Here is a 25,811-nt window from a genome sequence, read left to right as displayed (position 1 = left end):
GCTCTGCGATCAGGCCCGCGCGCGGGCGGCCAGCATGTCGACCGCCGGGCGGATGGGGGTAATATCGTATCCCGCCGCCTGCGCGGCCGCCGCGATCTCGTCCGGGTCGCGCCCTTCGCGCGCCTGGGCGAGCGACCACAGCAGGGTGGAACGTGTGCCCGACCGGCAATAGGCGAGAACCGGGCCATCCGCCGCGTCCAGCGCCTGGGCCATCGCTTCCACCTGAACTTCGCCGAAGCCCGCGCCGCCCACGGGAATGGCGCAGTAATCCAGCCCGGCCTCGTGCGCTGCGTTCTCGATCTCCGCGCCGGTCGGCTGATCTTCGGCCTCACCATCGGGGCGGTTGTTGATGACCAGCGCAATCCCGGCCGCTTTTGCAGCGGCGATATCGCCGGGCATGATCTGGGGGCTTGCAAACACGCTGTCGCTCAGGCGGCGAAAATCGGTCATCCGGCGTCTCCCTGCGCGGTGCCGGTGCGGCGCCGGCGCTGAACAATGTTGAGGATTTCCACCCCGACGGAAAAGCCCATCGCGGCGTAGATATACCCCTTGGGCACGTGGAACCCGAACCCATCGGCGATCAGAACCAGGCCGATCATGACGAGGAACGCGAGCGCCAGCATGACCAGGGTGGGGTTCTTCTCGATGAATCGGGCCAGCGGATCTGCCGCGACCATCATGATCCCCACCGTGATCACGACGGCAGCCACCATGATCGGAACTTCATCGGTCATCCCGACGGCGGTAAGGATCGAATCGACCGAAAACACGATGTCGATCGCCACGATCTGCGCAATGACCGTGCCGAAGGTCGCCTTCGCCGCTTCGGCGAGGCCGGGCGTCTTGTCGAGCAGGTCGCCGGAATTGTCAGCCGGTTCCATCGAATGATGGATTTCCTTGGTCGCTTTCCACAACAGGAACAGCCCGCCCACCAGCAGGATCAGATCGCGGCCTGAAAAGGCGGTTTCGAAGCTGGGTTCGCCATAGGCGTTGGGCGCGCCCTCCAGCCCCAGATCGAACAGCGGCGTCTGCAGTGTCACGATCCACCCGATCAGCATCAGCAGCCCGATGCGCATGATCAGCGCGAGCGACAGGCCGATCCTGCGCGCGCGCTGCTGCTGATGTTCGGGCAGCTTGTTCGAAAGGATCGCGATGAAGATCAGATTGTCGACGCCGAGCACGACCTCCAGCGCGATTAGCGTCAGAAGCGCCACCCATGCGGCCGGATCGGAAAGAAGGGCAACGATGTCCATGCGCGGCTGATGCCTCAAGCCGGATTGTCGCGCAAGCGGGTCCGCGCAATGCGAAAATGTCACAATTTTACTTCATTGAGCGGCGAGCCGTTAAATCATTCGCGCAGAGCGGGTTTCTACGCTATGATCGGCATCTGACAGGTGGGGAAACCGGCGATTTCTTCGCGGTTGGGACACCACGTGACCTTGCGGGACCCGTCCGCCCGCACGGCATGGAATGCTAGGGGCGGTGCGAAGGTACGTTGTTGGTTATGGGTTATGATAGAGGCCGCCGGGGTCGCGGACGCGACAAGCGCGATGGTTTCGGTGAAGATGGTTTCGATCCTTTCGGTGGACCTCCCGGAGATTTCGGCCAAAGCAATTTCGGCGGTAGCGACCGGTTCGGCGGGGGCGGTGATCGCTTCGGCGGCGGTGGCGGCGGCGGCGACCGTTTCGGCGGTGGTGACCGCGGCGGCCCGCGCGGTGGCGGTGGTGCTGGCGGCGGTGGCGGCGGTTTCAACCGCATGCCCGCCCAGGTCGTCGGTACCGGCAAGGGTACGGTAAAGTTCTTCAATTCGCAGAAGGGTTTCGGTTTCATCCAGCAGGAAACCGGCGGCGAGGACGTGTTCGTTCACATCAGCGCGGTCGAGCGTGCCGGGCTCGAAGGGCTGGGCGAAGGACAGGAACTGGAATTCAATCTGGTCGATCGCGGCGGGAAGATTTCCGCGCAGGATCTCCAGATCGTGGGTGATGTCGTTCCGGTCGAATCGCGCGGCCCGAGCCCGAGCGGCGATCGCCCTGCGGCTCCGCAGCGCGAGCTTACCGGCGAGAAGGCAACCGGTACGGTCAAGTTCTTCAATTCGATGAAAGGCTTCGGTTTCCTCGTCCGTGACGATGGCCAGCCCGATGCCTTTGTGCACATCAGTGCGGTCGAACGGTCCGGGCTGACCGCGATCAACGAGGGCGAACGCTATGAATTCGACCTCGAGGTCGATCGACGAGGCAAGTACTCGGCGGTCAACCTGGTGCCCGTACAGGGCTGACCTGCTTGCTTTCCGCCCGATGTTTGACCGGGCGAATGCGAAAATCTAGACGGTGCGAATGGCGGCTCTGATGAGCCGCCATTTGTCGTTTCCGAATTGCCCGATCGTTCACTTTACGAAGGAACAGCCGATGTCGATCACGCCGCTCATGCCCGTCTACCCGCGTTGCGGAGTGCGCCCGGTGCGCGGCGACCATTGCCATCTGATCGACGAAGACGGCACGCGCTATCTCGATTTCGCCAGCGGCATTGCGGTCAACCTGCTCGGCCATAGCCACAAGGGGCTGATCGGTGCGATTCAGCGCCAGGCCGCGACGCTGATGCACGTGTCCAATCTCTATGGCAGCCCGCAGGGCGAAGCCCTGGCGCAGCGGCTGGTCGACAAGACGTTCGCCGATACGGTGTTCTTCACCAATTCGGGCGCTGAAGCGGTGGAATGCGCGATCAAGACCGCGCGCGCCTATCACCAGGCTGCCGGAGCGGAAGAACGCCACGAACTGATCACCTTCACCAGCGCGTTCCACGGGCGTACGATGGCAACCATCAGCGCATCGAACCAGGAAAAGATGCACAAGGGCTTCGCCCCGCTGCTGGGCGGCTTCCGGTACGTCGAATTCGACGATCTCGAAGGCGCCAGGGCTGCTATTGGCCCGGCCACAGCAGGCTTTCTGGTCGAACCGATTCAGGGCGAGGGCGGCATTCGCCCTGCATCGCAGGAATTCATGAGCGGCCTGCGCGCACTGGCAGACGAGCATGACCTGATGCTGGTCCTCGACGAAGTGCAATCGGGCGTGGCGCGGACCGGCAAGTTCTATGCTCACGAACACTATGGCATCGAACCCGATGTCCTCGCCACGGCCAAGGGTATCGGCGGCGGCTTCCCGTTCGGCGCCTGCCTCGCGACAGAGAAGGCCGCACGGGGCATGACTTTCGGCACGCATGGATCGACATACGGCGGCAATCCGCTGGCAATGGCCGCAGGGATGGCGGTGATGGACGCGGTCGCCAATGACGAATTCCTCGCCGAAGTGACCGAGAAGGGGGAGCGCATCCGCACGCGGCTCGAACAGTTCATCGGCAACTATCCCGAACTGTTCGAACTGGTCCGGGGTACCGGCCTTATGCTCGGGATCAGGATGAAGGTCGAAAGCCGTCCGTTCTTCGTCCACTTGCGCGACAAGCACCAGTTGCTGACCGTCGCAGCCGGAGACAACACGCTTCGCGTTCTGCCGCCGCTGGTCATTGGCGATGCCGAAATCGACGAGTTTTTCGAGAAACTGTCGGCCGGTGCGGCCGATTACCAGATTCCTGAAGCGGGATGATGCCGGTGCGCCATTTCCTCGACCTTTCGGATGCGGGGACCGATGCCATCGCGGCGATGATCGACGATGCGCAGCAGCGCAAGGCCGCGCGCGCCGGCTGGCCCAAGGGGCGGACCGATGCCGATGCGCCGCTTGCCGGGCACGTGCTCGCCATGGTGTTCGAGAAGAACTCCACCCGAACCCGCGTCAGCTTCGATATCGCCATGCGCCAGCTGGGCGGTTCGGCGCTGGTTCTGGATTCGGCGTCGAGCCAGCTGGGACGCGGCGAATCGATTGCCGACACGGCGCGCGTGCTCAGCCGCATGTGCGACGCGATCATGCTGCGCACCGACGATCATGCCAAGGCCGAAGAGATGGCGCGTCACGCCAGCGTGCCGGTCATCAATGGGCTGACCGACCGTTCGCACCCATGCCAGATCGTCGCCGATCTGCTGACGATCATCGAACAGGGCAAGCCCCTGCCCGGGCTGGAACTCGCCTGGTTTGGCGATGGCAACAACGTGCTGCATTCGGTGCTTGAGGCGGCTGGCCTGTTCAAGTTCAACGTTCGCGTGGCAACGCCGCCGGGCTACGAACCCGAAGCGGAATTTGTCGATATGGCGCGTGCGGGGGGGGCGAAGGTTTCGCTAACGACCGACGCTGCGGAAGCCGCCGAGGGTGCCGATGTCGTCGTTACCGATACCTGGGTGTCGATGGGGCAGGACCATGCCCATAACAAGCTGGCCGCGATGGCGCCGTTTCAGGTCAACGAAGCGCTGATGGCGCGTGCCCGGCCCGATGCCCGCTTTCTCCACTGCCTGCCGGCTCACGTTGGTGAAGAGGTGGACGAGAAAGTGTTCGAAGGCGCGCAATCGGTCGTGTTCGACGAGGCGGAAAACCGCATTCATGCGCAGAAATCGGTTCTGCTGTGGTGCTTCGGACGGCTCTGACCCCGTCTCGCCTTATTTTCCCGGGCAACACCCCCATATCGCGGACATGACGCAAGAGGTTGAAACATTCGCCGACAGGCTGCTGGGCTTCGCGATCCCCGGGCGTGACGCGCGCGGCAAGGCCGTGCGGCTCGACCGTACGATCGACGAGATTCTCGCCGCGCACGACTATCCGCCCGCCATCACCCACCTTCTGGCCGAAGCGCTGGTTCTGGCGACTCTGGCCGGAGGCTTGCTGAAAGACGCAAGCGGTCAGTTGACGATGCAGGCCCAGACCGAAGAAGGTGTGGTGCGCCTCCTGGTCTGCGATTATCGCGACGGGGCCTTGCGGGGTTATGTCGATTTTGACGGGGCGCGGCTGGACGGTCTTGGCGCAAACCCGTCGCTCCCGGCTTTGTTCGGCAAGGGTTATCTCGCGATCACCTTCGACATGAACGACGGCCAGGGGCGCTATCAGGGGGTGGTTCCGCTGGAAGGCGAATCGCTGGCGGAGGCCGTCGAAAGCTACTTCGCCCAATCGGAGCAGGTGCCCACGCTGATCCGTGTGGCCGCGCACGCTGGCCCCGAAGGGTGCATTGCCGGCGGGATTCTCGTTCAGCACCTTGCCGATGGTGAGGAGGGGCGGGAAAGGCTCCACGTGCGCCCCGATCACCCTGAATGGGAGCATGTCGCAGTGCTCGCCGGAAGTACGCGGCACGAGGAACTGACCGATCCCGGCCTGTCGATGGAGGCGCTTGTCTGGCGCCTGTTCCACGAGGAATCGACGGTGCGCATTCAGCCCGGCCCGGATATCGTGCGTGGATGCCGGTGTTCGGTGGAGCACTACGAACAGGTCATCGCGCGTTTCCCCGAACAGGACCGTGCCGAGATGCGCGACGAGGCCGGGAAAATCCTGGTCGATTGCGCGTTCTGTTCCAAAGTGTTCGAAATCGAAGCGTAAGCGGGCTGTCGCATCCGTCCAACGCCTTGCCGGGATGCGCGTTCTATGGATAGTCTGTCGCAGAAACTGGCCGGAGATCGAATGATGACGTTCAGCCGCATTGCACTTGTCGCGGTGCTGATCGCAGGCGGTGCGCTGTTCCCCGCGGCGGCACAGGCGCCCGGCCTTGCCATGCTCGACCGGCTCGAACCCGGGGCGTGGGAACTGCGCCCGCGCGATGGGGGCGAGCGGCAGCGGATCTGTATCGGAAACGGGCGGGACCTGATCCAGCTGCGCCACCCCGACAGCAATTGTTCGCATTACGTGGTCGAAGACGGCACCAGCGAAGTGACTGTGCAATACACATGTCGCGGCAGCAATTACGGGCGCACGAGCATCCGCCGCGAAAACGCCTCCCTCGTTCAGATCGAAAGCCAGGGGATCGCACGCGGTCTGCCGTTTCAGTTCACGGCGGAAGCGCGCCGGGTTGGCAATTGCCACTGATGGCAAGGGGGCGAAGGCTGCCACGGTTGTGATTGCCTGGGCCCGCTTTTCGCCCTAGCTCCATCGGATGGGTTCGGAATCTGGCAAGACGAATAATCCCGCTGTCGTACTGCTTTCGGGCGGTCTCGATTCGATGGTCGCCGCCGCGATCGCGCGCGAACAGGGCTTCCGCCTCAATGCGCTGACGATCGATTATGGCCAGCGCCACAGGGTGGAACTGGACGCGGCCCGCAGGATCGCGACGGCTCTGGATTGCGAACGCCACGTCGTGTTGCCGCTCGACCTGACGATATTCGGCGGATCTGCGCTGACCGACGATATCGCCGTTCCGACGGATGGCGTGGGCGAGGATATTCCCGTCACTTACGTTCCGGCGCGCAATATCGTGTTCCTGTCGTTGACGCTCGCCTGGGCCGAGACGGTGGGCGCCGACGACATCTTCATCGGCGTGAACGCGCTCGATTATTCGGGATACCCGGATTGCCGGCCGGAATTCATCGCTGCCTTCGAACAGATGGCCCGCATCGGTACGAAGGCTGGCGCGGAAGGCAGCGCCCTGTCGATCCGCGCGCCGCTGCAATTCATGAGCAAGGCGCAGATCGCCGCCGAGGCGGCGCGCCTCAGCCTCGACACCGGGATGAGCTGGTCCTGCTATGCCCCCACCGAGGCGGGGCTTGCCTGCGGGCTTTGCGATAGCTGCCGATTGCGGCAGAAGGGGTTTGCAGAGGCTGGGATAGAGGACGGGATAACATATGAACGAACCACAGGCTGAGGCACCGCAGGCGCAGTCGGGCGCCGTTCCCGACAACGACAAGGTGCCCGCCTACAGCTGGTATGCGCTCGGCGTGCTGGTTGTGATCTACGTTCTCAATTTTATCGACCGGCAGATTCTCTCGATCCTGGCCAACGACATCAAGCTCGATCTGGGCGTGGAAGACGACTACCTCGGCTTTCTCTACGGCACGGCCTTTGCTGTGTTCTACGCGCTGTTTGGCATTCCGCTGGGCCGGCTGGCGGATAGCTGGAAACGCATCAGACTGATGAGCCTGGGCCTGGCGCTGTGGTCGGCGATGACGGCCCTTTCGGGCTTTGCACGCGATACCGCGACGTTAACGGCAGCACGGATCGGTGTCGGGGTCGGGGAGGCGACAGCCAGCCCGGCGGCCTATTCGTTGATTTCCGACTGGTTTCCCGCGCGCCTGCGCGCGACCGCGCTCGCGATCTATTCGTCCGGCCTCTACATCGGTGGCGGGGTCTCGCTTCTGATCGGCGGGCTGGTGGTGGAAAACTGGAACGCCGCCTTTCCCGACGGCGGCCCGCTAGGGCTGGCCGGATGGCAGGCGGCCTTCCTTGCCGTTGGCATTCCGGGCGTGTTGCTGGCGTTCTGGGTCATGACCCTGCGCGAGCCGGTGCGCGGGGCGATAGACGGGTTGCCGACGCCTGAAGATCCCCACCCGTTCCGGGGTTTCGTGAACGAACTGCTGCAGGTCATCCCGCCTTTCACCGTCATCGGCGCGGCGATGCGCGGGCTGCCGGCGCTGGCGCTGAATCTCGCAGGCGCGGCGTTCTTTGCGGTCGCGGCAACCGTTCTCTCGCGCGCGGTCCCGGCAACTTCTTCGCTGATCGACGGAATATCCGACCAATGGCTGTTTCTCGGCGTGGGTTACTACGCCGTGTTCAGTTGGGCGACGTCGCTCAAGTCGCGCGATCTGCCGACGTTCCGCCTCACCTGGGGATCACCCGCGTTCCTCACCGTCGTGCTCGGCTACGGAACCGTGGCTTTCATCTCGTACTCCGCCGCCTATTGGGGCGCGCCCTATGCCGAGCGTGCGCTGGGTGCCGACAAGAGCGATCTTGGCTGGTTCCTGGGCGCGGCGTCGGCCGTCGCGGGTTTCCTCGGCGTGATCCTCGGCGGCCGAATGGCGGACCATCTGCTGGAACGGTATGCCACCGGCCGTCTGTGGGTCGTCATGTTCGGCCTGCTTGCTTCGGTTCCGCCGCTCATCCTTGCGTACAGCACGGACAGCCTGCCGCTGTTCTACGTGGCGAGCTTCGTTACGCAGCTAACTTCGGCATCGGCGCTCGGCGCAGCGGCGGCGAGCAGTCAGGCGCTGGTTCTGCCCCGGATGCGCGGACTGGCGACGGCGACGTTCTTCCTGTCGACCACGCTGGTTGGTCTGGGCATCGGACCGTTCATGGTCGGATACGTTTCAGCCGTGAATGGCGATGATCTCTCGATGGGAGTCCTGTCGACGCTGGTCGTGGTCCCGATCGGGTTCGTCCTGCTTCTGGCGGCGATCAAGCTTGTCCCGGCCGCGGCCAGTTCGCTCGTCGAACGCGCACGCGCCGCGGGCGAGCCGCTGTAGCGACAGTTTCCCCGGGTGCCGCCTGATCGAGGGTCGGCACCCGGGGAACAGACTGCTTTCGCAACCTGACGATCGTCCAGACGGGGGCGTTCAGCCCTGTTCGAGCACGCCGCAGGCAATGCGCGCGCCTGCGTTGCCCGCTGGGTCGCTGCGATAGTCGTCGGCCCCGGCGTGGATCACCACTGCCGTGCCATCGGCATCGAACAGCCATTCCATCGCCCGCGCGCGGCCGTGACCGAGATCGAACGAGGCGGAGGCGGTGCGGTTGCTGCCTACCTGCAGGTTGGGCAGATCGCCGAAATGGCTGCCGTCCGGGTTTTCGGCTCCATGTTCGTTATCGGTCGGATTGAGATGGCCGCCGGCGGATTTGAAATCCGGCGCTCGGCACGCACCCGTCGTGTGCAGGTGAAACCCATGAGGACCCGCGTCGATGCCGCTGACGGTCACATGCATGGAAACGTGATCGCCCGCAGCGACGATTTCGGCCGTGCCTGCCGGCGCCCCATTGGCGAGCGAGAGCTGCGCCGTGCCGAGGGTCTCAGCGGTGGGTGCCGGCGTCGATGCGCATCCGGCGAGCGAGATCGATGCAACTGCGGCGGCGAGTACGGGAAGACGAGTCATGGAAAGCTCCTGTTGCCAAGGTTTCATGATCCCTAACGAAAAAGGGGCCGGATTGCTCCGGCCCCTTTCAAGTTGTTCGCTTTTGCGAAACTTACATGCCCGAACCCGGACCGTAGGTGATTTCCACCCGACGGTTCTGAAGCTCGCGAACGCCGTCCGCGGTCGGAACGCGCGGCTGCGATTCGCCGAACGCTTCGCTCGAGATCCGTGCGCCCGGGACGCCGCGACCAGCAAGGTAGCTGCGAACCGAAGCGTTACGACGCTCGGCCAGGCCCATGTTGTAGCGAGCCGAACCGGCACGGTCGGTGTGACCGGCAAGCATGACGGCCGCAGTGCCACAGCTGGTGTAGGCCGAAACGGCGTTGTCCAGAATGGTGGCAGCTTCGGGCGTGATGTTCGACTTATCGAATTCAAAGAACACGATGTACGGGCCCTTGTTGCACACCGGAGCCGGCGGCGGGGGCGGCGGGGGCGGCGGGGTCGGAGCCGGCGGCGGCGGCGGCGGCGGCGGTGCCACCATCGGAGCCGGGGCGCCACCGAAGTTGTACGTCAGCGTGCCGAGGATCGAGTGCGAACGGAAACGCGTTTCCCCTGCTTCCCCGCTCGCGTCGATGAGATCGACGTTTGGAGCGTTGAAGAAGCGATAGCGCAGGCCAACGTCGATCGCGTCGGTCAGCGGCGCACGCACGCCGGCGAGGGCCTGCCATGCGAAGCCAGTGTCCGAATCGTCGATGAGGTCCGGGCCGCCGACCATTGCGTCGACGCTGGTGCGTGCAACACCGGCACCGCCGCCGACGAAGCCCTGAAGGCCGTCATCGTCGCCGAAATCGAACAGACCGTTGAGCATGAACGCAAGCGCGCTCGCGCTGCCGCCGGCATCGAACTGCTCGCCATCGGCGACCAGCTGATCGATCGCGGCACGGCGATAGCTGCCATCCGCTTCGAGACGGAATGCACCGAAGTCGTAACCGACGACGCCACCGAAGTCGTAACCGGTCTTGGTATCGGCGTTGACGGTATCGACGACTTCACCATCGCCATCGACGATGTCGAAGTCGAGATCTTCAACGATCATCGGGCCACCCTGGCCTTCGATGTACCATTGGCCGTCACGGGCGAGGGCAGGCGACGCAAGGGCCGTAGAGGCCATCGCCAATCCTATGACGAGTTTCCGCATTATGTAATTCCCCTTTTTAGCGAAATTGGAGCCACCGAGTGGCGGGTTTTCTAACTTTTCCCCAAGAGGGAGGCAAGCGGCCAATCGCCCAAAACTGTTGCATTAATGCCTCGATTTGGGATGTTGTGACCGAAATCTTGATCGAAAACGACCCTCCTGTACCCCCCGAACGCACGACCGGCGATCGGGTTCCTCACCCAGTTGCCGAAAGAATCCCTGCAACTCTAAGTGTTTCGATCAGGTTACCGATTGCCGTTCGCGCCTCTTCGTCGATCGAGTTGCCGCCCGCAGGCAGCGCTGGTGGAAGGGCATAGTGCCACCCGCCATCGAAATGGGCAAACGCCGATTTGGATTTGTCGAAAATACGCATTCCTCGGTTGGGCGCGAGAAATAGCCAGGTCCCTGCCTGATAGGCGGCAATGGCTCCGGCCTGTCCGGTCCACGCGCCGGCAGGCGTGTCGGAAACGATCCAGCTGGCCCCTTCGGCAGGGTCGACGGGGGGCTCGTTCGCGGTCCCTTCGACCGTGCAGTGAAGCAGGGCGTCGATCCGTGCGAGCGATTCGTTGACCACGAATTCCTTCTGAGCCTGCGCCGGAAAAAGGTGGGGCAGCGCGAACCTGGCAGTGGTGGAAGCGAAGGCGGCCGGTTGTGTCATGATGGAGGCTCCTGTTCGGGCGTTCAGTCGAGAGTGCACAAGGGGAGAGGGTCGGACGCAGCGAAGCTGCCGATCTGCCGCACCCAGACAGGCGCGCCTGGCGCCTCGGCAGACAGTGCGGCGTGGCGGCTGGCCTCGAGCGTCAGGTGGGGTTCGGCGGTTTCCCAGCTTTCCAGCGGGCTCGCGAACGGGCCGACGCCGACGCGGTAGCGCTCGGCCTCTTCGACGAGCGGAGCGTCGACTTCGGGTAGCCAGCGCCATGCGCCGCGTGCACGGCGGGTCCACTCCAGCGCGAGCGCGCCGGATGGGAGGACCCGGCTCCGCGGATGGACCGGGGCCAGCGGCCTGCGCGCGCGCCCGAAACTTTCGACCGTGGCCATGACCGGATCGTCTTCGGCGCGGCCGATCGCGGCGATTACGGGCGGCTGGGCGTGCAGCGCGCGGTCGATCGCGAGCGGCGTCAGCGCCGTGTCTAGCAGCGTAACCGGTGCACCTGCAGGGTGGCCAGTGGCGGCGGCGGCTTCGGTCGCGCCGCGTCCGCGCAGCAACCCTTCCAGTCTCCAGCGATAGTCGCTCTCGCGCGCGGCACTCGAAAATTGCACGATCTCCTCCCCGATCAGAAGGCGGTTTACGCCGGTCGCCAGCGCTTCGGCACTGGCAGAGCCCAGCACCATGTCCGCCCCGGCAAGATCGACTGCCAGGGTTGCGCCGCGTTCGAGAAGCCGGGCGGGCGAAGGCGGCAGCATCGCCGCCAGAACGCCGGTAACGGCGCGCCTGCGGTCGGCGGGGCCAAGATCCTCAAGCGCTCCCGCGCGATCGAGATAGAGCGCCGCCCCGCGCCAGCCGGGGCCGGGCGCGCTGACAGCGGCGTAGATCGGCGGGTCCGACGAATCGCCCATCCCCTCCCAGGGCAGTTCGAACGCGCGCAGAAGCGTGGGCGAGGGGGCACTGTCGACCGGCCTGGAGGGGGTGCCTGCGTCCCCCGGAGAGGGCGCGAGCCGCATCGTCATGTGTCGCCGCAGTTCCAGCGCAACGCCGTCCTGATCCCACTCCCAGCTTTCGATCCGCCACAATCCGTCGATGTCCGGCACGCGCACCAGCGCGCCGGGGCCGATCGCGGGGTTCACTTCGGCCACCCGCAGCGACAGCCTGTCGCGCGAACCCTGAGCGCGGGTGTTGAGGGCATCGATCAGGGCGCGGGCGTCGTCGGGGGAAAGCATGCCAGGAAATTCCAGCGTCCGCCCCGCGTCTCCACCGGGGTCGCTTCGTTGCAGGCCGGGCTGATAATCGCGTTCGCTATCGTAATAGCGCAGCGAGCCGGGGACATCGGGATGCCCGGCATCACGTTCGTATTCGGGGCCTGAACTGCCCGTGTCGTCCCCATCGCCCGGGACGACGACCGGCTCGGGCAGAAGCATGGCGGATTGCGCGGGCGGATCGCCGCTTGCAATGGTGAGCTGCGCACCGGCGCAGTCGCCGGCCAGCGGAAACAGGCTGTCGATCGTCTCCAGGCTGCCGCGCAAGCTCCCGCCTTCGTAGGAGTAACCGCCGAGGCCCGGCAGCGCGACAGCGCCGGCGGCATCGGGCACCAGCGGTTCAATCACGTCGGCCAGCGCGACCCCGCCGCTATCCGCGATCACTTCGAACGTGAGGGCGGGGATGCGATTGCCGAAATCCGCAAGGTCGAGATCCTCGAACACGACATAGGCGCAACCGCGAAAGGCCGGGCACCCGTCACCCTGGGCGGCAGCGATCAGTGGGTCGGGCCGCTGGTCGCCGTGCCCGCGATAGAGGCGCATCGTGCCCCCGGTCTTGAGATCGCCGGCCGCGCCGCGCAGCAGGTTGCCGTCAGCCCAGATCCGCCCGACCTCGGCGATAGGGCGGCTGGCGAGCGCGACCGCGAACGAGATGGAATAGCTGTAGGTCGTCGTCTTCGGCCGGCCCTTGCCGCCGCCTTCGCTTTCCCGGTTTTCGACCAGATCGGTGGCCCAGATCACACTGCCCGCGACGCGCATCCGCCCGAAATGGCGGGGCAGGGGCTGGCCATAACTGGATGTGGTGACCGCCAGGTCTTTCAGCCGCGGGCCTTCGCGCCCGTTGCCACCGATCACGCTGCTGTCGATCCCGCGCCCCACCAGCGCGCCCAGCGCCCCGCCAATGGGGCCGCCGACCAGCGTGCCGATAGTGCCGAGTACCAGAGTAGCCATTGCGTTCAGTCCTTTTCGGCAGGGCGCCATTGGCGGAGGATGGGCCAGGGCATTGGCCCCGGCATCGCCACGACCCGGCGCAGCCCGGCATGGGCGTGAATGAAACGATCCGGCCCGGCACAGACGAGCAGGTGCATCTGTGCCGGGCCGGGGCGAACCATAAGAATGTCTCCGCCCCGCACCGGCCCGCGTGCCGGCAGGAGCGCGCAGCGGCGGGCGATTGCATCGGGATCGGCGGGGTCGCGATTGCGCAGGCCATAGCCGGCAGGCGGATCGACCTTCCGGCCCGCGCCCCGAAGCGCGGCAGCGACGAGGCCGATGCAGTCGAGCCCGATTCGCGGATCGCGCCCGTGGAGGCGAAAGGGCACGCCGACCAGCGCCTCCGCCGCGCGGGCCACCGCTGCCCCGGTATTATCGGTCATCGGGCGACCGGATAGCGCGCGAGCAGATCGAGGCCCGGGACGTAGGGCTCGCCCCGGAAATTGGCGGCATTGCCGAAACGCCCGGCGCATGTGGCCAGCCGGCGGTCGCACCCTTCGCGCAGTTCCGCCCGGGTGCCCGGCGCCAGTGCCGGATCGAGCGGCCTGTCGAGCACCAGCCCTTCCGCCGATGCGGCAAGCACGCGCATTGCCATCCCGCAATGCGGCCCGTCGATCCAGCGGACTCGCCCGCCGGCCATGCGGGACCATTCGGGAGCCGAAAAGACGGCGGCATTGGCCTCCAAGTCGACCGCCTCAAGGGCCGTTTCGTGCGTGAACAGCGCGGGGGGGAGATCGCAGCCCGGTCCGCAGAACTGCGCCCGGCAGGTCGGGCTGGTGCGCGGGATATAGTCGCGCTCGAGCGCCGCCTTGGCAGAGTGCAGCTCGGCCCCGAACTGCCCGGCGTTCGCGCCGACGCGCCCGATCGTGCCCGTGTACAGCGTCGTGCGCTCCAGGCTCTCCCAGTCGATCGCGCCGACTTCCACCCGCGCCCCGTCGAACCGGCCCGCGGCAAGGTCGGCCGCGGCGATCCCGTCGTGCGTCAGCGCGCCGCGCACTTCGGCGCTGTCGTCGGCCAGGCCGGCGGTACGGCGCAGGGCATGGGGCACCATGCCCGGCGCGGCGCGGTGAAGCAGCCCGTCGAAGCGCAGATCGCGATCGTGGGTGACGAAGCCGAGCGCAACCCCGTCGCGGCGATAGATGCGCCAGAACGTCGCGACCGTATCGAGTGCGCGCGCGAAGAAGGCCCGGCTCATGTCGCCTCGCGGATTTCGATCAGCGGCACAGAAGGCGCCTCGCCGGCGGCGAAGTTCGCGCCGGTCACGTCGAGCCGGTCCTGCTCGAACCGCACGGGTACGTCGAACAGGAACCCGGCGCGAATGTCCGCCCCGGCGGGTGGGGCCTCGACGAACTGGACGCGGCCGCCGGGCAGCAGGGTCCAGGCAAAGCTTTCGACCCCGTTCACCGAGACGCGCACCGTGCCCGCGCGCGGCCGGGTGATCGGCCGCCGCTGCGCCTGTGCGCCATCGCCATAGAGCTTGACCAGCGCGAAGCTGTCGCGCGCGCCGTCCCCGGTGCCGAGCGGCTGGTCGAGCGGGCCGGGCGGGCCGGTCATTCCGCCGGAGCTGTGATCGAAGGGATCGCGCAGGCGAAACCCGCGCGCCGCCCCGCGCCGTGCGCGGAAGAAGGCGATCAGCGTGCCCAGCTCCTCTTCGGAGCGGATGCCGGGCCCGACATCGAACCGCAACCGCGCATCGGACCACAGCGTATTGCGCCGTTCGTGCCCCGATGCGGTGAGCGCGATCGAGGTCGAGAACTCGGGGCTGACCGCCGCGTCGCGCCCCAGCGCGAGCGGATATTCCACGTCGTCGAAAGCCTGCACGTCATCCTCCTTCGGCGGCGGCAGCCGCGTGTATCCATCGCGCGCCACCTGCGGCAGCGCCCAGACGTAGCGCTGGCCCACCCCGCGCGCGGCGGCGCGGTCCAGCGCGGCGTCGATCCGGGGCCAGAATGCTTCCGCATCGGCGGGATCGAGCACGAAGCCCGAAAGGTAATCCTGCCGCTCGACCGGATAGCCGAGCCGGGCATCGACTTCGGCAATCGCGGCCCGGCAGCGGGCGTCGAAACCGGCGGTCAGCCAGTCGTAGTCTTCCAGCTGGAGCCGGTCGAAAGCCGGCCAGGCCCAGCCCGCCGGCAGGTTGGCGCGTTTCAGTTCGGGCATGGCGGGGTCGAGAATCGTCGGCGTGAAGGCGAGCAGCAGAATCTCCGCCGTGCCGCCCGCCGCCCCGCCCGCCGTATCGCGCACCGCCTGCCCCAGCGCCGTGGTCGATTGCGCCAGCAATGCCCCGGCATCGTCCAGCAGCGCGGTCTGCGCGCCGTCCAGCGGGGCGCGCATGTCGGCGATCACCGGCGGCGAGCCGCCCAGGGCCGCAACCGCGGCATCGTCGTAGAGGCACGGCGCGCCGCTGTGCGGGACGACCCACCACCACGGCTCGCCCACCTGGAACAGCACCGGCAGGCCCGCGGCCTGTTGCATCGCGGTGAACTGCACCGCGGCCGATTGCAGCCAGGCCATCGCCTCCCCATTGGCCGGGGAAAGCAGGGCAGAGGGCGGGTCCCATCCGGTGCGGGCCGCGCTGCCATCGTGCGCGCGCTGCTGCCATTCGGCGGGGCAGTGATCGGCCAGCAGTTCGTAGGACAGCGAATTGATCACCGCATATCCGGCGGCCCCCGCCGCGGCATAGAACCGTTCGTGCCAGCGCCGCGCCGGGGTGCAGATCGCCGCCGGTCGCGCGACGGGCATCGCCCCGCCTTCGGCTTCCAGCCGGGGGAAGTGGCTCATGCCCAGATAGTGCAGGATGCGGTCGCGATAGCCGAGCCCGCGAATATTGCGCAGCAGCCGGGTCGGTTCCTGGTTGTAGGCATCGTCGTAAGCGGTCGCGATCCGTTCCTCATGCGGGGGCAGCATGACATCGCCGATCGCCAGGCTTGCGTGGTCGCCGTGATAGGCGATCCCGCTCAGTTCGACGAACCCTTCGCCCCGCGTGGCCAGCGGCGCCGTGCTGCCGGGGACGAAGCCTTCGGGAACCAGCGAGATGAACATGCGGTCGATGTCCGCCGGGTGGACCGGCGTGCCCGGCAGGAACCAGCCGCTCCCCAGAGCGGAGAAGGGCAGCTCTACTTGCGCATCGGTGGGGGTGCCGCTGGCATAGTTCCACAGCCGGACATACCAGCTGCGCGCCTGCCCCGCCGCATCGCGCCCCTCGATCGTCAGGGTCGGCCCGTTCGCCTGGTCGAGCGCGATGATCCCGCCCGAACGCCAGTGAAAGCGCAGGACGGCGTGCGAATAGTCGCGCCGGGTTTCATAGGCGAGCAGCGGGTGATCGAGCCGGTCCTCGCTCGACCAGATCAGCCCGGAGAGCTGGCCTTCGTACAGGAACTCGCAATCGACGCGCAGGGCATCGGGCGCGGTCGCGACCACGCAGGCCATCATCGGGCGCGGGAAGTCGACCGTCCAGAAACGCGGATCGAACCGCTGGATCCAGTCGCCATCCTGCCCACGCCGCTCGCGCGCAAGCCAGTAGGGCATTGTTTGGTGTCCTTTTTGTTGGGGCCTCAGGCGAAGTTTTTTGCGCCTCAGGCGCCGGCGGCCGCATCCGCGGCCTTGGCTTTCCTCCGCGCGGAGCGCTCCGGGCGCGCGGTCGCGCTTGCGGGGCTGCTGGTCGCAGCCCCGGACCCTTCCTGGCCACGAGTGCCTGAAGAGGCCCCGCCCCGGTCACGGATGCCTGGAAAGATTCGGTCCGCGACCAGCGGACCGCAAGGCCGACCGGCCGCCCGCAGCGACCGTAGGGAGCGAGGATAGCCAAGGCCGCGGATGCGGCCGCCGGCGCTTGAGGCCCAACAAAAACCCCCGCTTGACGCACAAAAAACCAATCCTCCCGACGCCCAAAAAATCTCACCCGATCAAAGCCCGCCGCACCGCGCTCGCGACCTGGCGGCTGGAGCGTTGGAGGGCGACTGGGGCGGTGGTGCCGCGCGGGGCGGCTATGCCGATCGAAACGCGCACCGCGCGCGCGGCGGTGGGGCCGGGCGAGGCCTCGACCCGGCCGGCGCTGGTGGGGACGAACATTTCCGGTCCGCGCTCGCCCACCAGATAGGGACGGCCGGGCGAAACGGGTCCGCCGGTGGCGCGGCCGGGCAGGCCGAACAGCGCGCCGGCGAGGCCACCCAGAAGCCCGCCCAGCCCCCCGGTCGAAGGGCCGGTGCCCCCCCCGAACAGCGAATCGAGGCCGAGCCGCAGCGATTGGGCGGCGATCTGGTCGATCGCGGCCAGTGCCGTGCGTTTCAGATCCTCGAACCCCAGGCTGCCCCGGCGCACGGCGGACAGCAGCCCGCGTTCGAGCACCGCGCCCGCGTCGCGAAAGCCATCGACCAGCGTGGCATCGAACGTGCCGCGCATCTGCGCGATATCCTGCGCGAAGCCCTGGGTGCCCGCGCGAACCTCGATCAGCAATTCGTCAATCTCGTCCATCGTTCTCGCGCTCCATCATGCGTTCGATATCCGCGCGCGTCGGCGCGGCGGGCGGGGCGGCCGGGTCGGCCAGGCTGGTCGCCAGTTCCGCCGGGGTCGCGCGCCAGAAATCGTCGGGCCGCCAGCCCAGCACGCGCGCCGCCAGCCCGGCGAGGGAGAGGGCGACGGCGCCGAACGACAATCCCCCCTCCCGCGGGCAGGAGGGGGGTTTCGTACCCATCTAGCCCGATCCCTTGAGGATCTGGCCCAGCAGCACGCGCAGCGGGCGGGTGCAGGCGGCCAGCCCCTGTTCGATCACCGCCTGGCCGACCGCCTCACGCGACAGGCCTTCGTGATCGTCCATGCAGTGCCAGAACAGGGTGGCGATTTCGGACAGGGCCAGCCGCCCTTCGCCCGCCCGCTCGACCAGTGCGAACAGCGGGCCCAGGTCTTCCTCCGCCGCGACCAGCGCGGCGAAGCTGGGGCGCAGGCGGCGCATGGCCCCGGCGACCGGCAGCGCAGCTTCGCCCCGATGCGGATTGGCCGGCGGGTGAGAGGCGGCGGGCTGCCCGTTCATGCCGGCACCACGGGGCCGGAGCTTTCGAGCTGCATCGTGTAAGTCCGCTCGCCGTTGAAATCGCCGGCGTAGTCGAGCCGCTGGACGAGGAAGCGCCCGCGCATCCGCTCGCCATCCTCGAACGACAGCTCGTAATCGTCGATTGTTCCGGCCAGCGCATGGGCGCGGATCGCCGCTTCCGCCTCGCTGGCGAGGAAGATCCCGCTCGCCGCGACCGAGACAGAGCGCGTCCCCGCGCCCGAAAGCAGATCGCGCCAGCCGCCGCTCTGCTTGTGGGTGACGACGACGGTATCGCCGTTGACCGACATCTGCGTCGTGCGCAGCCCGGCGACGGTGGCGTAAGCAGGCGGATCGCCGCCGTCGCCGATCTTGAGGAGGAAGGCGGAACCTTTCTGGGCGGTCATAGGGGTACTCCAAAAGATGGGAAACGAAACAAAAATCCCCCCTCCCGCTTGCGGGAGGGGCCGGGGGTGGGCCCGATGGCGAATTGCGGTCTGGCAGGGCCCACCCCGCTGCGACTAGGCGTCGCTTCGCGCGGCCAAGTCTCGCTCCCCTCCCGCAAGCGGGAGGGGAGTTTGTGCCGTCTCAAGGGGAACGACTCTGGTTCGCCAGGCAGCGGAACCGGTATTCCAGCAGCATACTGCGGCGGTTGTTCGCGCGGCGCTCGGCGCGGGCGCGCAGGAAAAAGGTCGAGGCGATCGCGAACTCCGGCTGCTGCCGCGGCAGGTCCTCCACCCGGCGATCCAGCGCGGTGACCAGCGCGCCGTCGGCCGCCGGATCGTCGCCGCGGGTGCGCAGTTCCAGCGCCAGGCGGATTTCGCGCCCCGCGCGGTCCTTGGTGCTCCAGTCCGCGCTCGCGCTCGCGGCAATGCCCAGCCAGGGCGGCGCGGCGCGCAGGGGCGCTTCTTCCTCCACCATGTTGAGCGCGTTCAGGGGGGCGGGCGCGGTGCGCAGCCATTCGATCAGCGCGGCGCGCAGGGCATGTTCCATCGCTCAATCCTTTGCGAACAGGGGCCAGAGCAGGCGCGGCTCGCGCCAGCGGGAGGCCTCGCCCCGCCGCGCCCGCAGCGCCTCTTCGGCCCGTGCGCGGGCGATGCGCGCGGCCTTGCGGGCGAGGATGGCGGACAGCGCGGCGGGCGACTGGCGGATGCGGGCCGCGATCATGTCAGCCGCATCCGGCGCCAGGGGTGCCACAGCGCGGCGACCGCGGCAGGCAGGATGCGCGCGCCGGGCCCGCCGCCGTCCTGCGCGCGGAACAGTTCGGCGGCCAGCCGCACGATCCCGTGGCGCAGGGTATCGGGCAGGGCGGCCCAGTCGCTCGCGTATCCGGCGGTATACCGCACGGCGATCCGCCCCGCTGCGCCGGGATGCATCACGCGCACCCGGCCCGACCCGTCGTGGTCGAGCGCGATCGCATAGGCTTCGGCGGGCAGGGCGAAGCGCGCCCCTTCGGCCGGAATGCCCTCGACCGCCAGGATCGCGTTGACCGGCCGCGCGGCCAGCGTCTGCCATTCGCGGCTGGCGGGCAGCACGTCCTCGCACGTCGCCTCCAGCGGCAGGGTGCCGGTAAAGGCCTCGCAGGCTTCGGCCGCCGCGCCGATCAGGCGGGCAAGCGCGCCATCCTGCGCGGCGCTGGTGATCGCCAGCCACTGCTTGACATCGGCCAGCGCGCCGCCCGTGAAATCGGGCGGCGTCAATATGGTCCGCCTCATGTGCGGGTGTCCTTTCTTTCTTGTTGGCACCTCAGGCGCCGGCGGGGCCATCCGGCCCCTTGGCTTTCCTCCGCGCGGAGCGCTCCGGGCGCGCGGTCGCGCTTGCGGGGCTGCTTGCGCAGCCCCGGACCTTTCCAACCGGAAGTGCCTGAAGAGGCCCCTTCCCGGCCGCGGATGCCTGGAGAGGTCCGGTCCGCGAACAGCGGACCGCAAGGCCGACCGGCCGCCCGCAGCGACCGAAGGGAGCGAGGATATCGCGCCCGCGGATGCGGGCGCGAAACCAAAGACTCCCTCCCGCTACGCCTCGATCTTCAGCAGCTTGATCGCGTTCGAATCGAGCACTTGGCCGCCCACGCGCCTGGTGGCGTAGAAGTGGACGAAGGGCTTGTTGGTGAAGGGGTCGCGCAGGATCTGCGTGGCGGAGCGTTCGGCGATCAGGTATCCGGCGCGGAAGTTGCCGAAGGCGATCGGGCAGGCGCCCGCGCCGATATCGGGCATGTCCTCCGCCTCCACCACCGGGTAGCCGAGCAGGCGATCGGGCTGCCCCTCGACCATCCCCGGCTGCCACAGGAATGCGCCGTCGGCGGTCTTGAGCTTGCGCACTTCGGCCAGGGTTGCCGAGTTCATCACGAAGCTGGCGCCCTGGCGATATCCGGCCTTGAGCGTGTGGACGAGCACGATCAGCGTCAGCTCGGGCTCGCTGCCCAGCCCCGCGGCATCGCCGCTGCCGATATATTGCAGCGTACCGAACGCGCGCGCGCCGTCGCCGGCGGTGGCGGACGGCCCGGCGAGGAAGCCCTGCGGCTGGTCGGTGCCGGTCCCGTTGACGAAGGCGGCCCCTTCGGCGCGGGCGAATTCCTGCCCGATCTCGCTCGCCAGCCAGGCTTCGACATCGAAGGCCGCATCGTCGAGCATCGCCTGGCTCGCCGCCGGGTTGGCGTAGAGTTCGCCGGTCGGCGGTGCGATTTCGGCGAACTGCGGGGTATCGGTTTCGGGCCGCGCGGCCGTCTCGCTGACCCAGCCCGACGCGGTGTCCCCGGTGCTGACCAGCTTGCGATAGCCGCTGCTGCCGGTCTGCACGACTTGCGCGATGCCGCGGATCGGGCTGATCGCGGTCAGCTCGCGCGCGATCGCGGCGTCGATTTCACGCGGGACGGCATAGCCGCCATCGGCGGGCACCCCGGTGGAAAGCGACTTCACTTCCGCCGTGCTGCCGCGCCGCAGATATCCCTCGACGAAGCCCTTGACCTCGGGGCTGGCGGAGGCGCCGGACAGCGCCGGGCGCGTGGCCGCCCTGCCGATCCGGTCGACGCGGGCCTTCACTTCCTCGACATCGCCGCGCAGCGCGGCGACGTCGCTTTCGGTCTTCTCCTGCCGGGCGAGCAGGTCGAAGCTTTCCTCCAGCGGATCAGCGGCAGTGTCGCTGGCGGGGGTGGTGACGGGCATATCCATAGGTAATTCACCTTTCTTGGGGGTGGGGAAAGCGTGTGAGCCCTCCGCGAAGGCAGGGGTCCCAGGCCATTGGGCGAAGCGTCAGCGGCCCGAGGTCCCCGCCTGCGCGGGGACTCACGGGATTACTGGCGATGCGGACTATCGGTGGCGGACCGGTCTCAGGCGCCTGAGGCCAACAAAAGAACTCCGGCTAACAAACGAAAAACACCCGCGCGCCGTGCTGGAGCGGGTGGGTGACGAGACTGACCTCGAACAGCTCCACGTCCTCCAGCACGCGGCCCTCGGCCTCGCGGTGGAACCGGCGCGCGCGATATCCGAAGCTGAGGCCGCTTATCGCGCGGTGGCGCAGCAGGGCGGCGGCGCGCCCGGCCGGATTGTCGAGCGCGGCGATCACGCGCAGGCCGCGCGCATCCTCGCGCGCCCGTTCGATCCAGCCGATCCGCCGATCGGGCCGGTGCTGCCAGTAGAGCGGCAGGGGTCCGTCGCGCTCGGCCAGCGTGCGGGCGAAGGCGCCGGGGCGGATCGTGTCGCGGGCGGCATCGGCGCGGCCGAACAGCGCCGCGTATCCGGCCAGCCGCATCACCGCAGCGCCCCGGCCAGGCCCAGCCGCACGGCGATACCGATCAGCAGCAGCGCCAGCGCCCCGCGCACAAGCCAGGCGATCGCCGCGCGCCAGGCGCTGGCCTTGGCATCGCGCCAGGCCTGGAGCAGTTCGCGCAGCTCGGCCAGATCCTCGCGCGCGTCGGGATCGGCGAGGCCGGTGCGCTGGAGCGCGCGATCGGCGCCCAGATCGGTCGCCTCTTCCACGATCGCGCGCAGCGTCACCAGCTCGCAGCCGTGGTCCTTCGCCTCGGCCATCAGCCGGGCGATCATATCGGTCCTGTCCATGTGATCGGTATCCTTGTCGCTAGTCCTCCCCAACGACTTGCGTTGGGGAGGTGAACGACGCCGCAGGCGTCGGTCGGAGGGGCGATGTCACGCAAGGCCCCTCCACCACGAGCCGCTTCGCGTCTCGCGGTCCCCCTCCCCATCGCAAGACGATAGGGAGGACCCTCTCTTCAATTACGCCAGCCCCAGCAGCGCGCGCTTTTCTTCGGCGGAGAGGAAATCGGCGGCGCTCACCTGCGCCCACAGCTTCTCCCGGTCTTCGGCCAGCGCGGGCACACGGTCGAGATCGACCGCCAGCGTGGCCTGCGGGAACCAGGCTTCCAGCCCTTCGGCCAGACCGTCGAGAATCCTGCCCGCCAGCGGCAGCAGGGTCAGCCGCCAGAGCGCGCGATTGGCCTCGCGGTAATTGGCATATGTGTTGTCGCCCGGCAGGCCGAGCAGCATCGGCGGCACGCCGAAAGCCAGCGCGATGTCGCGCGCGGCGGCGGCTTTCAGGGTGGCGAAATCCATGTCCGCCGGCGAATGGGCCATTGCCTGCCATTTCAGCCCGCCTTCGAGCAGCATCGGCCGTCCGGCATTGGCCTGTCCCTGAAAGCCGGCGGCGAGTTCGCCCCTGAGCCGTTCGAACTGTTCGCCGGTCAACGGCGCGCCGTCGCCCCCTTCGAACACCAGCGCGCCGGAAGGGCGGGCGGCGTTTTCCAGCAGGGCGCGGTTCCAGGCAGAGGCGGCATTGTGGATCGCCACCGCCTGTTCGGCCGCGGCGAGCGCGCCCGCGCCATAGTGATCGTCCGCCGGGTGGAAATGCCGCAGGTGGATCAGGTTCGGCCATCCGGCATCGTCCTCCACCGCGATGGTGAGCGTGCGATCGGCCAGGCGGTAAGCGTAGGCGGCGGGCCAGCCGTCGTCCCCGGCCACGACCGAAACCCGCTCGGGCCGCAGGGCGAACAGCTCGACCGGCTGGCCCGCGGCATCCTTCATCACCTGGACATAGGCATTGCCGTGCAGCAGCAGGTGCGCGGCGACCGTTTCCACCAGCGCCTGGCCCGCGCTGGTCGCGCCGACCAGTGCCGCGAGCGCCGGATCGCTGGCCTGGACCGGTGCGCTGCCGGCCCCTTCGGCGACCAGCCGCACGCTGCGCTGCGCGACCGGATTGTCGAGATAGGCCCGCCGCACGCTGCGGCCATATTCGTAAGGCGGCGCGCCCGCGCTTTCGACAGCAAGCGCCCAGGGCGAAACGAACCCGCGCGCCAGCGGCACACGAGCCCCGCCCCCGCCCTTGAAGGCGGAAGCGATAGTGGCGAGGAAGGACATGGGGTTTCCTTTCGTGATGCAAGAAGCCTCTCCGCCGTCTTGCGATGGGGAGGAGCGGGAATTGCTCTGTTCGGAACATGTGTGAGCCCCCGCGCAGGCGGGGGCCTCAGGCTATCGGGCGGTGCGTCGGCGGCCTGGGGTCCCCGCCTGTGCGGGGACGCGTGCAACGTTTCAGATCACCGAAATCCGCGGCCTGGTGCGCCGGGACAGCATCAGTTCGGTCAGGGCCCAGACGAGCGCGTCGGCGCGGTCGGGGCTGCGGCCGGGGCCTTGGTAGCGGCCGCCGGCCATCAGCCCGCACATCTGGTCTTCCAGTTGCGCGAACAGCCCCGCGTGGCGCACCCGCCCGCTTTCGTAGAGCGCGGCGACCGGCTCGGCGCGGGCCGCCTTGCCGCGGCTGGCGTGGACCAGCCGCAGCGGCAGCGACAGATCCGCGGCGTGGAGCACGCTGGCGACCATTGCGCCGCCCTGGTTCGCCTCCGCCACCACGCGATCGGCATCCCACGCGCGGGCCGCTTCGGCCACTGCGCGCGCCCAGCCTTCGGGGCTGGCCCCTTCTACCGAGCAATCGGCAAGCACCACGCCGCGCTGGCGGAGCCCGTCGCCTGGCAGCATCCCCGCGACCACGATTCCGCAGGCATCGCCGCGCGTGCCGGCGGGGGGATCGACCCCGACGACGACGCGCACCGGATCATCGGGCAGGACGGCACCCGCCTGCGCCATGCGGCAGCGTTCGAGCAGCGCCCGGCTCCACAATGCGCCGTCGACTTCGTCCAGCAGCTCGCCGCCCAGTTCCTGCCGTGCGAAGCTGGTGCCGCCGAACTGGCTTTCGATCGCCTGCACGAACCGGTCGGGCAGGTTGGGCCGGTTGTCGAGCGTGGTCCCGCGCGTCACCGCGACTTCGCCCGTCTCCTCCCCCGCCAGCAGACGCAGGAGGAGGGGGACCGGGCGCGGCGTCGTGGTGGCGAGCGCGCGGGGCCGCTCGCCGAGCCGCAGGCCGAGCGCGAGATTGTCCCACGCCCGCGTTGCCCGCTCGCCCGCCATGTCCCACTTGGCGATCTCGTCGCACCAGGCATGGGTGTGCTGCGGGCCGCGCAGGCTTTCGGGTTCGGCGGCCGAATAGAGCGTGGCCAGCGCCCCGTTGGGCCAGGTAAGCCGGCGCAGCGAAGGCTCGTAAACCGGGCACCGGTGCGGCGGCGAGCAGGCGAGAATCCCGCTCTCGCCCTCGACCATGACCGCGCGCGCTTCGGCCAGGCTCGCCCCGACCAGTGCGATGCGGGCGCGCGGATCGCGCTTGGCGATTTCGCGCACCCATTCCGCGCCGGCGCGCGTCTTGCCGAAACCGCGCCCGGCACAGACCAGCCAGGCGGACCAGTCGCCGGGCGGGGGCAACTGGTCGCGCCGGGCCCACAGTTCCCAGTGATGGCGCAGCTCGTGCCGCTCGGCCTCGGGCAGGCGGGCCAGCTCGCGCTGGCGATCGTCGCAGTCTAGGCGGAGCAGGGCGGCGAGCCGCGCATCGAGCGTTTCATCGATCGCCATTGGTCATTCCGGTTGCGGCGGGAGGGGCGCTCTCGCGCTCCCCGCGCTCGGCCGCATCGGCGCCCGAGCCGGACCCGGACGCCGCAAGCACGCGCTGGCGCATCTTCTCCAGCTTCGCATTGATGGAGGCGAGCAGCTCGTCTTCGTATGCGTAATCGTTGCGGCCGCGTTCGCGCTGCACGCTCGCCCGGTGGGCCGCGAGCAGGCGGAAGGCGGTGGCATTGTCGTACTTGCGCCGCGCCTTGCCCGCCGGGGTGGTGGCACCCGCCAGCTCGCCTTCGCGCAGGCGGCACAGCATATCCAGTTCCAGATTGTCGTAGCCCTCGCACAGTGCCTCGAACCAATGGTGGGCAAAGGCCGGGTCGCTGCGGCGCGCCTTATAGGCCGCGCTGGCCTCGATCCCCGCCGCGCGGGCGGAGGCGGCGACGTTGGAGGTGCGCGCAAGTTCGGCCAGGAAGGGCTTGCGCCATGCCCTGCCCGAAGCCGCACGGCCGCGAGCGGGCGAAGATTTCGCCTTGGTCATGATTCTGGTCCGTTTCTTGAGGGAGGGGGTCTTGAAGAAGGGGTGGGGCCGAACGAGGAAATCCGGCGAATCGCACTATCGCGATGTTCGTCTTACCTAACCAATCATCGTTGCGATGTCAAGATAAAAGTGCCAAATAGGTTATTTCAAGGGCATGTCCAAGCAGTCCGTTCCCTTCTGGTCCCCTGCGAAGGCGGGGGCCTCAGGCTATCGCCCGAAGCGCCAGCGGCCCGGGGTCCCCGCCTGCGCGGGGACTCGCACGTCTACGCAATCCTCCGCATCGCAAGCCGTTGGGGAGGTTCCGACGATACCCGACTCGCTTGCGCGCCCCGCACCGCTGGCATAGG

The 25,811-nt window shown here is 68.2% G+C and carries 29 protein-coding genes; 7 read left to right on the top strand and 22 right to left on the bottom strand.

Features of this window, described 5'->3' with window-relative positions; all coding sequences use genetic code 11:
- Positions 1-9: 9 nt before the first annotated feature.
- Positions 10-450 carry a protein tyrosine phosphatase family protein gene (locus tag AM2010_RS10485; protein ID WP_047807015.1) on the bottom strand — a complete coding sequence of 147 codons (441 nt, stop codon included), beginning with the start codon at positions 448-450 and terminating at the stop codon, positions 10-12.
- Positions 447-1,253, bottom strand: coding sequence for a TerC family protein (locus tag AM2010_RS10480; protein ID WP_047807014.1), 807 nt, complete (start codon positions 1,251-1,253; stop codon positions 447-449). Before AM2010_RS10480 ends, AM2010_RS10485 begins: the two co-directional genes overlap by 4 nt.
- A 251-nt stretch (positions 1,254-1,504) precedes the next feature.
- On the opposite strand from AM2010_RS10480, the gene AM2010_RS14470 reads away from it, so the two are divergent.
- The 7 genes from AM2010_RS14470 to AM2010_RS10445 all read left to right on the top strand — a co-directional run bounded on the left by AM2010_RS14470 (position 1,505) and on the right by AM2010_RS10445 (position 8,314).
- Positions 1,505-2,275, top strand: coding sequence for a cold-shock protein (locus AM2010_RS14470; RefSeq protein WP_047807013.1), 771 nt, complete (start codon positions 1,505-1,507; stop codon positions 2,273-2,275).
- Between the two features lie 130 nt (positions 2,276-2,405).
- On the top strand, positions 2,406-3,596 hold the full coding sequence (locus AM2010_RS10470; protein ID WP_047807907.1) for an aspartate aminotransferase family protein: 1,191 nt from the start codon (positions 2,406-2,408) through the stop codon (positions 3,594-3,596).
- Entirely contained in the window at positions 3,596-4,525 is a 930-nt protein-coding gene (gene argF / locus AM2010_RS10465) for an ornithine carbamoyltransferase (protein ID WP_047807906.1), read from the top strand. Before AM2010_RS10470 ends, argF begins: the two co-directional genes overlap by 1 nt.
- Before the next feature lie 46 nt (positions 4,526-4,571).
- On the top strand, positions 4,572-5,465 hold the full coding sequence (gene hslO, locus AM2010_RS10460; RefSeq protein WP_047807012.1) for an Hsp33 family molecular chaperone HslO: 894 nt from the start codon (positions 4,572-4,574) through the stop codon (positions 5,463-5,465).
- Between the two features lie 45 nt (positions 5,466-5,510).
- A complete protein-coding gene (locus AM2010_RS10455) occupies positions 5,511-5,948 on the top strand; it encodes a DUF3617 domain-containing protein (protein ID WP_053044056.1) in 438 nt (145 codons plus the stop codon).
- A 67-nt stretch (positions 5,949-6,015) separates the two neighbouring features.
- Entirely contained in the window at positions 6,016-6,720 is a 705-nt protein-coding gene (queC, locus tag AM2010_RS10450) for a 7-cyano-7-deazaguanine synthase QueC (RefSeq protein ID WP_047807011.1), read from the top strand.
- Positions 6,701-8,314 carry a spinster family MFS transporter gene (locus AM2010_RS10445; RefSeq protein WP_082132884.1) on the top strand — a complete coding sequence of 538 codons (1,614 nt, stop codon included), beginning with the start codon at positions 6,701-6,703 and terminating at the stop codon, positions 8,312-8,314. The genes queC and AM2010_RS10445 overlap by 20 nt, the downstream gene beginning before the upstream one ends.
- Before the next feature lie 90 nt (positions 8,315-8,404).
- On the opposite strand, the gene AM2010_RS10440 is transcribed toward AM2010_RS10445, so the two are convergent.
- The 20 genes from AM2010_RS10440 to AM2010_RS10350 form a co-directional block, all read right to left on the bottom strand.
- The gene (locus tag AM2010_RS10440; RefSeq protein WP_047807010.1) at positions 8,405-8,935 is read right to left on the bottom strand and encodes a superoxide dismutase family protein; all 531 of its coding nucleotides are present in this window, start codon (positions 8,933-8,935) and stop codon (positions 8,405-8,407) included.
- Positions 8,936-9,026: 91 nt separating this feature from the next.
- On the bottom strand, positions 9,027-10,112 hold the full coding sequence (locus AM2010_RS10435) for an OmpA family protein (protein WP_047807009.1): 1,086 nt from the start codon (positions 10,110-10,112) through the stop codon (positions 9,027-9,029).
- A 193-nt stretch (positions 10,113-10,305) separates the two neighbouring features.
- A complete protein-coding gene (locus AM2010_RS10430; RefSeq protein WP_047807008.1) occupies positions 10,306-10,767 on the bottom strand; it encodes a DUF2793 domain-containing protein in 462 nt (153 codons plus the stop codon).
- Positions 10,768-10,790: 23 nt separating this feature from the next.
- Positions 10,791-12,974 (bottom strand): phage tail protein, encoded by a 2,184-nt coding sequence (locus AM2010_RS10425; RefSeq protein ID WP_047807007.1) that lies wholly within the window; start codon positions 12,972-12,974, stop codon positions 10,791-10,793.
- A gap of 5 nt (positions 12,975-12,979) precedes the next feature.
- Positions 12,980-13,396, bottom strand: coding sequence for an NlpC/P60 family protein (locus tag AM2010_RS10420; RefSeq protein WP_047807006.1), 417 nt, complete (start codon positions 13,394-13,396; stop codon positions 12,980-12,982).
- Entirely contained in the window at positions 13,393-14,208 is an 816-nt protein-coding gene (locus tag AM2010_RS10415) for a DUF2163 domain-containing protein (protein WP_047807005.1), read from the bottom strand. The genes AM2010_RS10420 and AM2010_RS10415 overlap by 4 nt, the downstream gene beginning before the upstream one ends.
- Positions 14,205-16,541 (bottom strand): DUF2460 domain-containing protein, encoded by a 2,337-nt coding sequence (locus AM2010_RS10410; RefSeq protein ID WP_047807004.1) that lies wholly within the window; start codon positions 16,539-16,541, stop codon positions 14,205-14,207. Before AM2010_RS10410 ends, AM2010_RS10415 begins: the two co-directional genes overlap by 4 nt.
- A 366-nt stretch (positions 16,542-16,907) precedes the next feature.
- Positions 16,908-17,483, bottom strand: a complete 576-nt coding sequence (locus tag AM2010_RS10405; RefSeq protein ID WP_047807003.1) for a hypothetical protein — start codon at positions 17,481-17,483, stop codon at positions 16,908-16,910.
- On the bottom strand, positions 17,470-17,703 hold the full coding sequence (locus AM2010_RS10400) for a phage tail assembly chaperone (protein WP_082132882.1): 234 nt from the start codon (positions 17,701-17,703) through the stop codon (positions 17,470-17,472). The genes AM2010_RS10405 and AM2010_RS10400 overlap by 14 nt, the downstream gene beginning before the upstream one ends.
- Complete coding sequence (locus tag AM2010_RS10395) at positions 17,704-18,039, bottom strand: gene transfer agent family protein (protein ID WP_047807001.1); 336 nt, start codon at positions 18,037-18,039, stop codon at positions 17,704-17,706.
- Complete coding sequence (locus AM2010_RS10390) at positions 18,036-18,443, bottom strand: phage major tail protein, TP901-1 family (RefSeq protein ID WP_047807000.1); 408 nt, start codon at positions 18,441-18,443, stop codon at positions 18,036-18,038. The genes AM2010_RS10395 and AM2010_RS10390 overlap by 4 nt, the downstream gene beginning before the upstream one ends.
- A 181-nt stretch (positions 18,444-18,624) precedes the next feature.
- Entirely contained in the window at positions 18,625-19,029 is a 405-nt protein-coding gene (gene gp17 / locus AM2010_RS10385) for a tail completion protein gp17 (protein ID WP_047806999.1), read from the bottom strand.
- A 3-nt stretch (positions 19,030-19,032) separates the two neighbouring features.
- Positions 19,033-19,203 (bottom strand): hypothetical protein, encoded by a 171-nt coding sequence (locus AM2010_RS14210; protein WP_156178734.1) that lies wholly within the window; start codon positions 19,201-19,203, stop codon positions 19,033-19,035.
- Positions 19,200-19,751: a head-tail connector protein gene (locus AM2010_RS10380; RefSeq protein WP_047806998.1), complete on the bottom strand. Its 552-nt coding sequence runs from the start codon at positions 19,749-19,751 to the stop codon at positions 19,200-19,202. The genes AM2010_RS14210 and AM2010_RS10380 overlap by 4 nt, the downstream gene beginning before the upstream one ends.
- A gap of 297 nt (positions 19,752-20,048) precedes the next feature.
- Positions 20,049-21,203 (bottom strand): phage major capsid protein, encoded by a 1,155-nt coding sequence (locus AM2010_RS10375; RefSeq protein ID WP_047806997.1) that lies wholly within the window; start codon positions 21,201-21,203, stop codon positions 20,049-20,051.
- A 190-nt stretch (positions 21,204-21,393) separates the two neighbouring features.
- A complete protein-coding gene (locus tag AM2010_RS10370; RefSeq protein ID WP_047806996.1) occupies positions 21,394-21,783 on the bottom strand; it encodes an HK97 family phage prohead protease in 390 nt (129 codons plus the stop codon).
- Positions 21,783-22,091: a DUF6127 family protein gene (locus tag AM2010_RS10365; RefSeq protein ID WP_047806995.1), complete on the bottom strand. Its 309-nt coding sequence runs from the start codon at positions 22,089-22,091 to the stop codon at positions 21,783-21,785. The genes AM2010_RS10370 and AM2010_RS10365 overlap by 1 nt, the downstream gene beginning before the upstream one ends.
- A 174-nt stretch (positions 22,092-22,265) precedes the next feature.
- Complete coding sequence (locus AM2010_RS10360; RefSeq protein WP_047806994.1) at positions 22,266-23,402, bottom strand: phage portal protein; 1,137 nt, start codon at positions 23,400-23,402, stop codon at positions 22,266-22,268.
- A 171-nt stretch (positions 23,403-23,573) separates the two neighbouring features.
- Positions 23,574-24,941, bottom strand: a complete 1,368-nt coding sequence (locus tag AM2010_RS10355) for a DNA-packaging protein (RefSeq protein ID WP_047806993.1) — start codon at positions 24,939-24,941, stop codon at positions 23,574-23,576.
- Complete coding sequence (locus AM2010_RS10350) at positions 24,928-25,464, bottom strand: hypothetical protein (protein WP_047806992.1); 537 nt, start codon at positions 25,462-25,464, stop codon at positions 24,928-24,930. The genes AM2010_RS10355 and AM2010_RS10350 overlap by 14 nt, the downstream gene beginning before the upstream one ends.
- Positions 25,465-25,811 lie beyond the last annotated feature (347 nt).

Source organism: Pelagerythrobacter marensis, from assembly GCF_001028625.1.
GTDB lineage: Bacteria > Pseudomonadota > Alphaproteobacteria > Sphingomonadales > Sphingomonadaceae > Pelagerythrobacter > Pelagerythrobacter marensis.
The sequence above is the reverse complement of the archived record's forward strand: the minus strand, read 5'-3'. Positions and strand labels throughout refer to the sequence as shown.